Origin of the sequence: Cytobacillus sp. FSL R7-0680 (assembly GCF_038009245.1) — a bacterium.
Lineage (GTDB): Bacteria > Bacillota > Bacilli > Bacillales > Cytobacillaceae > Cytobacillus > Cytobacillus kochii.
In genome coordinates this window covers 1,574,426-1,589,351 of sequence record NZ_JBBPAO010000001.1, presented here as the reverse complement: position 1 = coordinate 1,589,351, position 14,926 = coordinate 1,574,426, and the positions used below count along the sequence as shown (strand labels likewise).

Annotated in this window: 14 protein-coding genes and 2 other annotated features; of the genes, 12 read left to right on the top strand and 2 right to left on the bottom strand. The window is 36.1% G+C overall.

Going from position 1 to position 14,926, the window contains the following annotated elements:
- The first annotated feature begins 260 nt into the window (after positions 1-260).
- Together MKY26_RS07850 and MKY26_RS07845 are read left to right on the top strand one after the other, a co-directional pair.
- A complete protein-coding gene (locus MKY26_RS07850) occupies positions 261-2,246 on the top strand; it encodes an acetoacetate--CoA ligase (RefSeq protein ID WP_322909492.1) in 1,986 nt (661 codons plus the stop codon).
- 99 nt (positions 2,247-2,345) lie between these two features.
- Positions 2,346-2,738, top strand: a complete 393-nt coding sequence (locus MKY26_RS07845) for an acyl-CoA thioesterase (protein WP_224938462.1) — start codon at positions 2,346-2,348, stop codon at positions 2,736-2,738.
- Positions 2,739-2,746: 8 nt separating this feature from the next.
- Here the strand turns inward: MKY26_RS07845 and MKY26_RS07840 are convergent, their stop codons facing one another.
- Positions 2,747-2,959, bottom strand: a complete 213-nt coding sequence (locus MKY26_RS07840) for a hypothetical protein (protein WP_095372981.1) — start codon at positions 2,957-2,959, stop codon at positions 2,747-2,749.
- A gap of 535 nt (positions 2,960-3,494) precedes the next feature.
- Here MKY26_RS07840 and MKY26_RS07835 point away from each other — a divergent pair.
- On the top strand, positions 3,495-5,330 hold the full coding sequence (locus tag MKY26_RS07835; protein ID WP_322909491.1) for a PTS fructose transporter subunit IIABC: 1,836 nt from the start codon (positions 3,495-3,497) through the stop codon (positions 5,328-5,330).
- 127 nt (positions 5,331-5,457) lie between these two features.
- Complete coding sequence (locus tag MKY26_RS23385; RefSeq protein WP_224938507.1) at positions 5,458-5,541, top strand: putative holin-like toxin; 84 nt, start codon at positions 5,458-5,460, stop codon at positions 5,539-5,541.
- Between the two features lie 188 nt (positions 5,542-5,729).
- On the opposite strand, the gene MKY26_RS07830 is transcribed toward MKY26_RS23385, so the two are convergent.
- Positions 5,730-6,977: an MFS transporter gene (locus MKY26_RS07830; protein WP_095372983.1), complete on the bottom strand. Its 1,248-nt coding sequence runs from the start codon at positions 6,975-6,977 to the stop codon at positions 5,730-5,732.
- A 154-nt stretch (positions 6,978-7,131) separates the two neighbouring features.
- On the opposite strand from MKY26_RS07830, the gene MKY26_RS07825 reads away from it, so the two are divergent.
- The 8 genes from MKY26_RS07825 (at position 7,132) to trpA (ending at position 14,814) form a co-directional block, all read left to right on the top strand.
- Entirely contained in the window at positions 7,132-7,785 is a 654-nt protein-coding gene (locus MKY26_RS07825) for an MOSC domain-containing protein (RefSeq protein ID WP_341094925.1), read from the top strand.
- Between the two features lie 32 nt (positions 7,786-7,817).
- Positions 7,818-8,064, top strand: a binding site (T-box leader).
- Between the two features lie 37 nt (positions 8,065-8,101).
- Positions 8,102-8,356, top strand: a binding site (T-box leader).
- Positions 8,357-8,438: 82 nt separating this feature from the next.
- Positions 8,439-9,824: an anthranilate synthase component I gene (trpE, locus tag MKY26_RS07820; protein WP_341094917.1), complete on the top strand. Its 1,386-nt coding sequence runs from the start codon at positions 8,439-8,441 to the stop codon at positions 9,822-9,824.
- Entirely contained in the window at positions 9,821-10,435 is a 615-nt protein-coding gene (locus MKY26_RS07815) for an anthranilate synthase component II (protein ID WP_328197847.1), read from the top strand. The genes trpE and MKY26_RS07815 overlap by 4 nt, the downstream gene beginning before the upstream one ends.
- Positions 10,404-11,429, top strand: a complete 1,026-nt coding sequence (trpD, locus tag MKY26_RS07810; protein WP_095372986.1) for an anthranilate phosphoribosyltransferase — start codon at positions 10,404-10,406, stop codon at positions 11,427-11,429. The genes MKY26_RS07815 and trpD overlap by 32 nt, the downstream gene beginning before the upstream one ends.
- A 4-nt stretch (positions 11,430-11,433) precedes the next feature.
- Positions 11,434-12,216: an indole-3-glycerol phosphate synthase TrpC gene (trpC, locus tag MKY26_RS07805; RefSeq protein WP_341094900.1), complete on the top strand. Its 783-nt coding sequence runs from the start codon at positions 11,434-11,436 to the stop codon at positions 12,214-12,216.
- Complete coding sequence (locus MKY26_RS07800; RefSeq protein ID WP_095372988.1) at positions 12,213-12,821, top strand: phosphoribosylanthranilate isomerase; 609 nt, start codon at positions 12,213-12,215, stop codon at positions 12,819-12,821. Before trpC ends, MKY26_RS07800 begins: the two co-directional genes overlap by 4 nt.
- Positions 12,822-12,835: 14 nt before the next feature.
- Positions 12,836-14,038, top strand: coding sequence for a tryptophan synthase subunit beta (gene trpB / locus MKY26_RS07795; RefSeq protein ID WP_341094890.1), 1,203 nt, complete (start codon positions 12,836-12,838; stop codon positions 14,036-14,038).
- The gene (gene trpA / locus MKY26_RS07790; RefSeq protein ID WP_322909488.1) at positions 14,035-14,814 is read left to right on the top strand and encodes a tryptophan synthase subunit alpha; all 780 of its coding nucleotides are present in this window, start codon (positions 14,035-14,037) and stop codon (positions 14,812-14,814) included. Before trpB ends, trpA begins: the two co-directional genes overlap by 4 nt.
- Positions 14,815-14,926 lie beyond the last annotated feature (112 nt).

Genomic DNA, 14,926 nt, shown 5'->3' with positions numbered 1-14,926 from the left:
TCCAACTTGTCAAAGGTTATCTCTAGAAAAAAGCTAAATGTTAGAATTTATTAAAATTTTAGAAGTCAAGGGAAGAGACAGGAAGATAAACAAATAGAATTATTTTTAATAATAATAATCGTAGTAGCCACTTATACTAGGAGAATATATATTAAATAGTATGATAATAACGATTTTTTTGATAATATATATAAAATGGAAAATCATTTCATCTCAGATTCCCGTCCATTTTACAAAAGAGAATGAAGGTGGCGAAGGAAATGGAAGCGGTTTCAAAAGGTCAACTTTTATGGCAACCGAGCGAAAGGGAGATAGAGAAAGCAGGGGTAACAAAATTTCTTCATTGGATCAGAAACGAAAAGAAGCTCGAATTAAATGATGTCCATCATTTGTGGAAATGGTCAGTTGATGAATTAGAATTATTCTGGGGATATGTATGGGAATATTGTCAAATCATTTCATATACGCCATACTCACATGTTTTACAATCTCGAAAAATGCCAGGAACTAGATGGTTTGAAGGCTCCTCATTGAATTATGCTGAGCATGTGTTCAGAAATGATAGAGGTGATGAAACAGCACTTATTTTCCGATCAGAAATGGAAGATATAAAGGAAATTTCCTGGAAAGAATTAAGGGGAAAAACGGCTTCACTAGCAGGTTATTTAAAAGAGATAGGTGTAAAAAAAGGAGATCGTATCGTTGGTTATATGCCTAATATTCCTGAGACGATTATTGCTTTTTTAGCATGTGCGAGTATTGGAGCAGTATGGTCTTGTTGTTCACCTGATTTCGGTATGGAAAGTGTGGTGGAACGGTTCAAACAGATTGAGCCGAATGTACTCATTGCAGTGGACGGTTATGTATATAATGGCAAAACATCAGACCGAGTTGATCAAGTGGCTCACTTACAGAATGCACTACCAACTTTGAAGCGAACCGTGTTGTTTAAGAGCATAAATAGTGATTATAAACGGTTAAATCCACAGAAAACGATCGACTGGCAAGAAGTAATGAAAAGAAAGAGTGAACTTGTTTTCGAACCAGTGCCTTTTAATCATCCTTTATGGATTTTATTTTCATCTGGAACGACAGGACTGCCTAAACCAATTGTACACAGTCAAGGAGGCATTGTACTTGAACATTTAAAAGTATTAGTCATTGAAGAAGGGGTTACAAACGAAGATGTATTTTTTTGGTTTACGACAACGGGTTGGATGATGTGGAATTTACTTGTTGGTGCCCTTTTAACAGGTGGAAAGATTGTTTTATATGATGGTAGCCCAATGTACCCAAAACCCGATGTTTTATGGGAATTAGCCGAAAAAACAAAAGTAAGTTTCTTTGGAACGAGTGCTGCTTTTATACAGGCAAGTTTAAAATTAGGAATTAAACCGAAAGAAAAGTATACATTCCCCCATTTAAAAGCCATTTGTTCCACAGGATCTCCCCTAAGCATAGACGGTTTTAAATGGGTATATAACGAGGTTAAACAGGATGTATGGTTAGCCTCCGTAAGTGGAGGTACAGATGTATGCACAGCTTTTATTGGAGGGTCTCCCGTTTTGCCCGTTCGTGCTGGAGAAATTCAAACAAAGGCTTTAGGAGTAAACGCTCAAGCTTTTAATGACGATGGAAAGCTCGTACTTAATGAGGTAGGGGAATTAGTGATTCTTAATCCAATGCCATCGATGCCAATTTATTTTTGGAATGATGAAGGTGACAAGCGTTACAAAGAAAGTTATTTTAGTACTTTTCCGGGAATTTGGCGTCATGGAGATTGGATTCAGTTTGATGATAAAGGGAGATCCATTATCTTTGGCAGGTCAGACTCAACCATTAATAAACAAGGCGTTCGCATAGGTACTAGTGAAATTTATCGAGCAGTCGAAAGTATAGAGATTGTAAGCGATAGCTTAGTAGTTGATTTAGAAGCACTAGAAGAAGATTCATATATGGCTTTATTTGTAGTGTTAAAGCAAGATCAACTACTCGAAGATGGACTCATTTCACATATTAAAGATGTCATACGACAACAAGTTTCACCACGGTTTGTTCCAAATGAAATTATTGCTGTGGAGCAGGTGCCGAGAACGTTGACCGGTAAGAAGATGGAAGTACCGATTAAAAGGATATTATTAGGTCATCAGCCAGAAAAAGTGATTAATGTTGGTTCAATGGCTAATCCAGAAATACTTAAAACGTATATTGAGTTTGCTCATAAAAGAAGGGCAATCAATCATTAGGTTTTCAATTGGTGAAAGGAATGGGTAGTACTTTTCTTTCACCATTTTTATCAATATTGTTCAGAGGAAATAGCATACAAAAAGGAGGACTGGCTTAAATTGAAAAAAATTAAAACAAGTATTGTTGTTCGTGAGAGTGATATAGATGAACTTGGTCATATGAACTATTTGAAATATTTCAACTACTTCGAATGTGGTATTGATGACTGGTTTTTAGCGCTTGGTCTAACGAATCAATATTTACAATCAAGACATATCGGTTGCGTTGTAAAGAAAGTGGAAAGTGAGTATATAAAAGAGGCATTAGTGGGAGAACTGTTAGAGATTACGACAACATTAAAGAGAGTTGGTCATACGAGTTTTGTCATTTCTCAACAAATGGCAACTAGAGATCAAAAAATCATAGCAACAAGTGAAAAAGTTTTTGTTATGTTCCATTTGCAAACAAGAAAAGCAATTCCAGTAATCAAAACGATTACCTCTGCCTGTTAGTGAATTATTTATGTGTCACTTTGTTTTTCAAGTTCTAACTCAAAATCACATAAAGCGGTTACTGCAAAACTAACGAGCATAATAATCCATAGCTCTGCACCATTGAGGGTTTGTGATTGATAACATTCTGTTAATAAAAAAGTAATTCCACCAATTGATAATACAGTGAAAATACTTCCTGCAATATAAAAGATGACTGTTTCACTAGATGGCTTTGCCATGATCCATACTCCTCTAAATTTTAATCACTTCGTTATAATTGAATCAAAACAATAGTAATATATTGCATTTTTCATATTGTAACATGTAACCGGACTATATGGAGTTATTTTATTTACCTATTTTAAAAATAATGATTTCTTTAATTAATGATACAATGGTCACAGAATAGTCATAAAAATAGTAAGAAATGCATACGTAAACATCTATAGTTATACAGGAACTTTAGATATACTGGAAGTATCATTTTATTTCCAATCGTTGGGTGATGATATAGTCAATAGGAAAAAGATAAACAGAAAAAAGCCGTTTCTTATCAAGAAACGGAAAATGAGACTATGGATGAGGATAATCTTGCAAAATACAATATATAGTGATTAGTGAAGTTGAATTTAACTATATATTGTTATTTCGATTCTAGCATACATGAACAATTTCAGCAATTATCATTTGCTAGAAAAAATGATTGATTTTCTTATTATTTTTTGTATGATTGAAAGATAAAAAGACTTTTTGTTAGTGGAAAGGAGAGAGGTATTGAATATTACTGATTTATTAAGTGAAGAATCAATTCTTCTCTCACTTGAGGAAGTGACAAAAGTAGAAGCGATTACTGCGTTAGTCGATACGCTGTACAATGATGGTGGTATAAAGGAAAAAGGGCTTTTCCTTGCTGATGTGCTTAAACGAGAAGCGCAAAGTACTACAGGTATAGGCAACGGCGTTGCGATTCCACATGCAAAATCTAGGGCAGTCACACAAGTTGGTATTGCTTTAGCAAGGAGTCATGGAGGGATAGAGTTTAACTCTTTAGATGGTGAAAAAGCCCATCTTATCTTCCTTATTGCTGTTCCGGAAAACGCCGATGAACTTCATTTGGATATATTAGCTAAGTTATCAACCATTTTAATGAACAAAGAAACTCATTTCAAACTAATGACGGCAGAGTCAAAGAGTGATTTACTCTCGATTATTAGTGAATTGGATAAAGATGATACTAGAAATGAAACTTATGAAACGAATGAAGAGACTCCATTTATTTTAGCAGTTACAGGTTGTCCAACAGGGATTGCTCATACTTATATGGCGGCTCATTCCTTAGAGTCAGCTGCCGCCACTTTGCATATTCCTCTAAAAGTCGAAACAAATGGCGCTGCTGGGGTTAAGCAACATATTACAAAAGCTGAAATAGAAAAAGCAACTGCCATTATTATTGCAGCCGATACAAAAGTAGAGTTGGAGCGATTTAGTGGCAAACATATGGTGCAAGCCTCTGTTGCAGATGGTATGAGTAAACCTTTTCAGTTATTAGAAAAAGCTGTTTCACAAGATTGTGACATATATGACCATAATCATGTAAATAAAAATAGTAAAACTTGGTCAAGAGAGCTTTATCAACATGTGATGAATGGGTTATCTAATATGCTCCCCCTTGCCATTGCAGCTGGATTTTTATTGTCATTAACGATTTTTAGTTCAGATTTCCGTCATCAATTTTGGGAGATTCTCTCTTTTTTCGGTGATCAAACAATTATTGTTTTATTAATGCCTATATTTGCTGGCTATATTGGTAAAAGCATTAGTGATCGCCCAGGATTTGCGCCAGGAGCAATTGGTGGTTTATTCGCTGCAATGAATGGTTCAGGCTTGATTGGTGGGATATGTGCAGGTTTAATCGGTGGGTTCATTATTAATCGTTTAAAGAAATGGACGAATTATTTACCATCCTCTATCACAGCGATGTCGAACATTATCATTTATCCTGTCATCGGCATTTTGATGACTTTATTGGCGATGTTTGTATTATTACAACCATTAACCTGGTTAACACAATTCATTACAACATTATTCCAAACGATGACGACACCTTTGTCTATCTTGATTGGTGCGATGTTCGGACTATTAATGGCCATTGACCTAGGTGGTCCTATTAATAAAATGACTTATTTGGTTGGTATTGGATTTATGTTAAATGGTGTATACGAACCATTAGCTGCTATTATGGTTGGTGGAATGGTTCCTCCACTTGCCATTGCTTTTGCGACGAGTATTTTTTATTGGAAGTTCTCTAAAAATGAACGTTTATATTATCGTACAAATTATGTAAAAGGGTTTTTGTTTATGACTGAAGGAGCGATCCCTTTTGTCGAGCGGAATAAGAAGGCATATATACCACCAATTCTCCTTGGTTCTGCAACTGCGGGTGCGTTGTCGATGGCAACACATACAGGGATTGCGATTCCTCATGGAGGAGTATTAGTTACACCTTTTGTGTTCGGTTCTTCTCTTTCCTTTTTGTTGGCCATTGCGGTAGGTAGTCTTTTTGCTGCACTGTTGCTAGGAACCATCAAAAGAAAACCTAATGTAGAATAGGTGGATAGGCTCAATTTTCAAAAACAGAACATGTGTTCTTATATTTTTGTGAAAATATGTTATAATGGAAGAGCGATAGTGTTCACAAGGGTGGTCGGCTAACCCCGTAGAAAGGGGGTGAGGCCTTTTGACAGTATTTGAATCTCTAATGTTGATGATTTCATTTACAACACTGATTATGGCGGTCTTAGCTTTTAATCATAAAAAATAGACCCCCCTTGAGCCTTTAAACTTTTAGGGTGAGGTCTACGTCAAACTTATTTGGCCGTCCCCTTTTAGGACGAACCTATTGCAGATGGCCACAGGTGCTGCAACACTTGTGGTCATTTTTATACGAAATATATAATAAAATCATATCATATGAGTGTTCAGTTGTCACGGGTTTATCTTCTGTGTTCCTTATGATTTCGGCTTAATTGCTAAGAAGGTTGCTAATGCAGCTATCAGTAAAATAAGACTAAAGATATAGAACATCCAATTTTCTGCATGCTTTAACAATAATGCCGTAATAGGTGGTCCTGCTGCGACACCAATAAAACGCATAGAGCTATAAATAGAAGATATCGTCCCTCTTTGCTCTTTTTCAATGCCTTCAGTAATCATTGCATCCAAACAGGGCAACGCCGCTCCGATACCAATTCCGCATAACAGAAACAGCATAATCATAAACCAGAGCTGGTCATTTAAGCTTAGTAATGCTACAGAGATCATTGCTCCTAAACAACTGACAAATATCATCCACTTCATCAATATTTTGTTTTGCTTAATTAACTTTCCTGTAATATAGGAAGATGCACAGAGTGAACATAAAGGTAATGCCAGGAGCAGACCTTTTTTTATATTTTTTATATGATAGCTTTTCTCTAATAAATCGGATAAATAAAATAATATCCCGAATAGAACAAGCATGAGGATTGCACCAATAAGAAAAATGGCATATAACCATTTTCCTTTTTGTGTAAATATGTCTTTTATATGCTGAAAAAACTCCTTAAAAGGAATAGGTTCTTCTCGCTTATTGGGTGTTTTTACGAGAAAAAGCATTAAGATAATCGAACATAAACAAAAAACAGGAATTGAAAAGAAAGGTAAAAACCAAATTACTCCGGCAAGCAAAGCTCCTAAAATGGGACTTAATACTTTTCCGAAAGTATTGGAGGTCTCGATTAAACCTAACGAACTACTTACATCATCATCATTTTTAAACATATCACCAACTAATGGCATGACTATTGGTTGAGCTCCGGCAGCTCCTACCCCTTGAAGGGCTCTTCCAATCAAGATGACCGTATAGGGATTTTCCAACTTCCATGCAGCCCAACCAGAAACAATTCCACCAATTCCTGCAATCAACAGACTAGGGATAATGACTTTTTTTCTTCCAATATGGTCAGAAAGATAACCGGCAATCGGGATGAGAAAGATGGCGACAATGGAATATATTGTGATAATCATACTTACTTGGAAAGAATTAATTGATAGTTTTTTTTCCATAACTGGTAAGACAGGTATGAGCATAGAATTTCCAAGGGTCATGACAAGCGGAATGGAAGAAATAGATAAAATAGCCCATTTTTGGTTATTCTTTTTATTTTGTTTTTTATTTTTACTCGTCTTTTTTTGTATGGCTTGTTCAATATGGTCCATGGTTAACTCACTTTCAATTGTTTTTACCCTCACAAACACTATTTATTAATATAAACGAAATGAACAGAAAGTATGGCTACAATTTTGTTTTTTCCTAACTAGTAAAAATTAGTAATAAAAGCTAAAATGAAAGGTAGATAAAGGGGGCAGGAAATTGAGAATTGTATCTTTAAGTAAAGGTAAACCTAGAGATTATCAATGGAAAGAAAAGCATGAAACATCTGCTATCGGTAAAACACCTGTAAAAGAACTCTTTTTAAAAAAAGATGCGATTGAAGGCGACGGAGTAGCTAATACAGATTTTCATGGTGGGATTGACAGAGCATTATGTCTTTATCCGTACGAACATTATGAAAAATGGCAAAAGGCATTTAACCGTACTTTTATGCTTCCTTCTTTTGGTGAAAATATTAGTACAACAAATATGACTGAGAAGGAAATATATATTGGTGATGTGTTTGCAATTGGTGAAACGATTGTTGAAGTGACACAAGGGAGAGTTCCTTGTTCAACCATCTCAAAATTTAATGGTGAAGATCAATTATTAAAAAAGGTTTTTCAGACGAATCATACAGGTTATTTTTTCCGTGTGTTAAAAGAGGGAACGATTGACCTTCAGTCAGAAATTCAATTAGTCGAAAGAAAGCAATCGGAACTGTCTGTATGGGATGCGACTGATATTATACTACATAAACTAAAAGATATTGTAGCAATGGAAAAATTGTTGAATGTATCTGGGTTATCGCAAGAGTGGACAGAAATATTAGAAAAAAGATTAAAAATTAAACGAAAACCTATTGACAATTAAAAGAATCAGGCATATCATATGTAACAAATAAGACGTAAGCAATGACGAAGAGTAGTATCTTATATATGCTCATTTTAGAGAGCTGATGGTTGGTGGGAATCAGTGGGTGATATAAGTGAATGGACTTCCGAGCTTCCAGACCGAACCTTTTATAACTAGTAGGCTCTGGCGAATGTCTCATCGTTAAAAGAGATAAATACGAATTTGTTATTCGTATTTGTTAAGTGAGTTGTAATTTACAGCTAATAAAGGTGGCACCACGGGTCTCTCGTCCTTTTTAATAAGGAGAGAGGCCCTTTTTCGTTTAATTTCATAAAACAAATCGTTGATCAAGAGTAGTATATTTATCGTTAATCACATAAGAGAGCTGGTGTTGGTGGGAATCCGGTGTGATCGATAAATGGAATGGACTTGTGAGAGGTACCCTGAAAAATGTAAGTAAGGGACACGGGATTCCGCCGTTAAAAGGATAGAGTATCGATTTTGACATCTGTACTTGAAAAAGAGAATGTCCCCATGGACATTCTGAACTTGAGGTGGCACCACGCATCTATATAGATACGTCCTCTATACCTAAAGCTATTGAGCGTTTATGGTATAGGGGATTTTTTGCGTTTAAATTCGATTTATTATTGATAAGGAGAAGTGAGAACATGAATCAGACTTTAGAAACCCTGGTTATTTTAGAAGTCAATGATGGTGATTTATTAACACCAATTGCCATTTATCAAAAGCTTTCAGGTAAAAAGAAATTTTTGTTTGAAAGCTCTTTAAAACATGAAGACGCTGGTAGATTTTCTTTTATCGGCTGCAATCCCGTTTTAGAAGTGCAAGGAAGTGCAAGATCTACGATTATACTCTCAGAAAATGAAAGAGAAGAAGTAAAAAATAAACCGTTAGAAGTAGTCAAAGAGCAAATGGAAAAAATTGGCATTCGCAATTCTCAACAATTCCCGTTTATCGGTGGTGCCGTGGGGTTTGCTGGTTATGATGTTATTAGACAATATGAAGAAATAGGAATTGAAATACAGGATGATTTGCAAATTCCCGAAGTACATTTCATGTTCTTTGAAGAAGTGATTGTTTTTGACCATCTAAAGCAAAAATTATTTTTAGTAGGAGTACCAATCGTATCAAATAAAAGGCAACTAGAAGAAAAATTAAGTAAGCGTAAGGCAGAGCTATTTTCTATGGAGCAAAAAACGGGTGAAAAAGCGCGAATCAGTCAATATAGACCACTAATGAGCGAAGATGCATTTATCTCAAAAGTAGAAAAAGCAAAAGAATATATAAAGGCGGGAGATATTTTTCAAGTAGTATTATCCCAGCGGTTACAAGCAGAAATAAGTGGAGATCCTTTTGATTTTTATAGAAAACTCAGAATTGATAACCCTTCTCCATATATGTATTACTTGGACTTTGGTGATTACAAAGTAGCGGGGGCTTCGCCAGAGAGTTTAGTAAAGGTGAATCAGCACAAAGTAATGACCAATCCAATTGCCGGCACAAGGCCTAGAGGGAGAAACAATTTAGAAGATGATTTGTTAGCAAAAGAGCTCAAGCAAGATGAAAAAGAGGTGGCAGAGCATCGAATGCTTCTTGATCTTGGGAGAAATGATTTAGGTAGAGTATGTGAATTTGGGACGATTAGCATTCGGAAATATATGAATATTGAAAAATATAAACATGTGATGCATCTTGTTTCTGAAGTAGAGGGGCAGTTAAAGAATGAATGTACAAATATTGATGCACTTATTTCTTGCCTGCCAGCTGGTACAGTATCAGGTGCACCAAAAATAAGAGCGATGGAAATTATCAATGAATTAGAGGAAACAAAAAGAGGTATCTATTCCGGAGCCATTGGTTATTTATCCACAAACGGTAATATGGATTTTGCTCTTGCTATTCGAACGATGGTAGCAAAGGATGGGAACGCATATATTCAGGCTGGTGCAGGAATTGTTTATGATTCGATTCCTAAAAAAGAATATGAAGAAACGATTCATAAATTAAAGGCATTTCTGGAGGCAAACAAATGATTTTATTAATTGATAATTATGATTCATTTACTTATAACTTGTATCAATATTTAGGAGAACTAGGGCAAACGGTCGTAGTGAAACGAAATAACCAAATAACTGTCGAAGAAATTCGTTTATTAGATCCGACTCATATCATTTTGTCACCTGGCCCTGGGCGCCCAGAGAATGCAGGTATATGTGTGGAATTAATTCAACAATTACATCAAGAATATCCCATTTTAGGTGTTTGTTTAGGTCATCAAGCAATTGGATATGCATTCGGAGGTGAAATCACTGAAGCGAAGAAAATTATGCATGGAAAAACCTCAAACATGATGCATACAGGTGCGGGGGTATTTCAATATATGAGTCAACCGCTGGTAGTGATGAGGTATCACTCATTAGTCATCAAATCAGGTAGCCTTCCAGGGTACTTCAACATTTCAGCACGTTCACTAGAGGACGGCGAAATAATGGCTATTAAGCATGAAGCATTTGATTTATATGGATTTCAATTTCACCCTGAATCGATTGGTACATTACAAGGCCAAAAGATGTTGAGACATTTTATTGAAAACACTAAAAGGAGAGAGAATGATGAAAGAAATTCTGCTGCAATTAACCAATAGCATTTCATTAACAGAAGAAGAAATGATAGAAGCTGTACAATATCTGTTTTCGCCAGATATTACGGATAGTGAAATTGCTGCCTTTCTTGTTAGCTTAAAAGCAAAAGGAGAGACGGTTAATGAAATCGCAACATTTGTAAAAGCATTAAGAGCTCATGCGTTAACCTTTGATACATCTATTCCTCATTTAATGGATAATTGTGGTACTGGAGGAGATGGTTCAAAAAGCTTTAATATTAGTACTACTTCTGCTTTTGTTATAGCTGCAAGCGGTATTCCTGTAGCGAAGCATGGAAATAGGAGCGTATCAAGTAAAACGGGCAGTGCGGATGTCTTGGAACATTTAGGGATTCGTCTTGATTTATCCCCACGACAAATTGAAGGAATATTAGAAAAGATTGGCATCGCATTTTTATTTGCACCTAATGTTCATCCGCAAATCAAGAGGATTATGAAAGTAAGACAAGATTTAAGAATTCCGACAACATTCAATCTATTAGGTCCGCTAATTAATCCAATGAATTTAGAAAATCAATTATTAGGTATTTATAAAAGAGATGCTGTTGAAATGTTTGCTGAAGTCCTTCAAAAGCTAGGGCGAAAAAGAGCGGTCGTTATCAATGGAGCAGGGTATATGGACGAAGCTTCTTTACAAGGTGAAAACTATTTAGCTATTTTAAAAGACGGAAACATTCAAACCACTATGCTTCATCCTGAAGAAGTGGGTTTACATGTGTATGCGAATGAAAAAATTCGTGGTGGTTATGCAAAAGAAAATGCAGCAATTTTACTTCGGGTCTTAGAAGGAGAAAAAGGGGCGTATCGAGAAACTGTTGCGCTTAATGCTGGGATAGGTATTTTTGTTGGTGGAAGAACTGAATCAATTAAGGAAGGCGTGCAACTTGCTTTAGAAATCATTGATTCAGGCGCAGCAATGGAAAAGTTAGAGCAACTAAAAACATTAAGTGTTCAATCTACAGAAAAGGTGATATAGACTCATGACAATCTTAGATCGTATCATTTCAGAAAAAAGACGAACTTTATCAAATTTAGCCTATTCCGGAAATAGTCGAAGGAACGGAACTACACGCTCTTTATTAAAACAATTAGAAAAAAATAAACCTGTGATTATCGCTGAATTTAAACGAGCATCTCCCTCTAAAGGTATCATAAATAATCTATTACAACCTGACGAGCAAGCCTGTTTATATGAGCGCTTTGGTGCTGATGCGATGTCTGTTCTGACCGATACCCCATTTTTTAAAGGAAATTTTACAGATTTAACAACTGTTTTTGATGCGGTATCGCTACCTTTATTATGTAAAGACTTTATTATCGATGAAAGGCAAATCGTTTATGCCAAAAATCATGGGGCAACAGTTATTTTATTGATTGTTGCAGCATTAACGAAAGATCAGTTAAAACAACTCTTTCATTTTGCAATCAATGAGGGTCTTGAGGTTTTGGTCGAAGTACACAATAAAGCTGAAGCAGAAAGGGCAATAGAATTAGGAGCTGAAATCATTGGTGTGAATAATCGTGATCTTCATACATTTGGTGTGGATTTGCAGGTAACGGAATCACTCGCTCCACTTATAAAAGAATCAGGAGCGTTCTTAATTAGTGAGAGTGGTTTAAAAACAGGGGAAGATGTAGCAAGAGTAATTAATGCTGGAGCAGACGGTATTTTAGTCGGGGAAGCATTGATGAAATCTGAAAACTTAGAATTATTGATGAGACAAATGAAAAAGACGCAACATTTGGCTGGTGGATCGAAATGAAAGTGAAAATTTGTGGAATTGTTAGTGAGGAAATTGCACAGCAAGCAATAGTCTATGGGGCTGATGCCCTCGGATTTGTTTTTGCTGTAAGTAAACGTAGAATTTCTACCGAGAAGGCGAAAAAGATTATTAAAGGTTTGCCTATAAATGTATGGAAGGTCGGAGTCTTTGTTGATGAGCCAATAGAATCGCTTCTTCTTATAGCAAAAGAAGTAGGCTTAACACATGTGCAATTACACGGTGATGAATCGAAAACCTATTGCACAGAAATCAAATCCCAAGGTTTTGAGGTAATTAAAGCGATACAAATGAAAAGCGAAAAAGATATCGACCTTATCTATGAATACGATGATGATTACATTCTTGTTGATAGTCCAAGAGGTAAATACCATGGCGGTAATGGAACGAGCTTTGATTGGACATTGCTGCAAGAAATGCAAAGAAAACACCCGAAATTGATCCTCGCTGGCGGTTTAACAGCAGAAAATGTTAAAGTCGCCATTTCACAATCTGCTCCCTTTATGGTTGATGTAAGTTCAGGTGTTGAAATAGATGGAAAAAAAAGTCCGAGTAAAATTAGAAGATTTATAGAAGCAACAAATTAAGAGGAGGAATAAAAATGACAACAACTACCCTACCAGATGAAAAAGGACATTTTGGCACGTATGGAGGAAGATATGTACCAGAAACTCTTATGCAGGCCATCCTAGAATTAGAAAAAGAATATGAAAAAGCAAAAGTCGATCCTGCATTTCAAAATGAGCTAAATGATTTATTAAGAGATTATGTTGGAAGAGAAACACCACTCTATTACGCGAAAAATTTGACAAAATACGCTGGGGGTGGAAAAATCTATCTCAAGCGCGAAGATTTAAATCATACTGGTGCCCATAAAATAAATAACTCTCTTGGGCAAGCATTATTGACTAAAAGAATGGGAAAATCAAAGGTTGTTGCAGAAACAGGGGCTGGTCAGCATGGTGTAGCAACTGCGACGGCTTGTGCGCTTCTTAATTTAGAATGTGTGATTTTTATGGGAGAAGAAGATATATTGCGTCAGCAATTGAATGTATTTCGGATGGAAATACTCGGTGCAAAGGTCATCAGTGTAAAGTCTGGAAGTGCAACTTTAAAAGATGCAGTTAATGAAGCATTAAGATATTGGGTGTCAAATGTAGAAGATACGCATTATATACTGGGCTCTGCTATGGGACCACATCCCTTCCCTAAAATTGTTAGAGATTTTCAAAGTGTGATTGGCCAGGAAACGAAAAAACAATTTATCGAAAAAGAAGTTAAACTTCCAGAAGCGATAGTGGCATGTATCGGCGGAGGGAGTAATGCAATTGGGATGTTTTATCCGTTTTTAGAAGATCGTGAAGTAAAACTTTATGGCGTAGAGGCTGCTGGCTTAGGACTTCATAGTGAAAAGCATGCAGCATCATTAGCGAAAGGCAAACCTGGTATTCTTCACGGAGCCTATATGTATCTCCTCCAAAATCAAGATGGTCAAATTCAAGAAGCCCATTCAATATCAGCAGGTCTAGATTATCCAGGGATCGGGCCTGAACATTGCTATTTACATGATATTGAACGAGTGCAATATGATGCCATTACCGATGATGAAGCACTGGAAGCGTTACAGGTGCTCTCGAAAACTGAAGGAATTATTCCGGCATTAGAAAGTGCCCATGCAATTAGTTATGCGATAAAACTTGCAAAAGAAATGGAGCCAACAGAACATATCGTTGTTTGTCTTTCGGGTAGAGGAGATAAGGATATGGAGGCTGTTAGATCGAAAATAGGGGGAGTAAAAGCATGAACCGCATCGAAAAAGTGTTCCAAACAATGAAAAAAGAAGGAAAAAAAGCATTTGTACCTTATGTAATGGCTGGGGACGGTGGCTTACCATCTTTGAAAGAAAAGTTAGTGTTTTTACAAGAAGCAGGAGCAACTGCCATTGAGATAGGTATCCCATTTTCTGATCCAGTAGCTGATGGTCCCGTTATTCAAGAGGCTGGTATTAGAGCTTTAAATACGGGTGTAACATTAAAAGAAATTGTTGATTGTATTAGAGAAATACGACCAATTATCCATATTCCATTGATCTTTATGACGTATATGAACCCATTATTATCTTATGGGCTGGAGCGGTTCTCGAGAGATATTCAAACATCCGGTATCGATGGATTAATCATTCCTGATTTACCTATTGAAGAAGAAGAGATTATCACTTCTTACTTAGAAGAAGTTAAGATCGAATTGATTCGTTTAGTGACATTACAAAGTCCAATCGAAAGAATTGAGGAAATAACCAAGCGAGGTAAAGGTTTCGTCTACGCTGTTACCGTAAATGGCATTACTGGTACGAGAGCACAATTTGCTTCTCAGCTCTCAAGTCATTTAGAGAAAATAAAAAGTATAAGTCCACTACCCGTCTTAGCTGGATTTGGAATCTCCACACCAGAACATGTAGAAGAAATTCTTCAGTATTGTGATGGTGTCATTGTCGGATCAAAAATTATAGAGCTAATGGAAGCTGATAATTATGAACAGATCCGCGCTTTGATTAACGCAACCAAGCTACCTATTGCTTGAAAAATGGAGTACGAAAAAGAGCCGATTGGCTCTTTTTTTTACCTAAAACTAACAACAGAAAAAGAACATAATTAACGAATGATAAATCAAAATATGATATAGAGAAAAAATA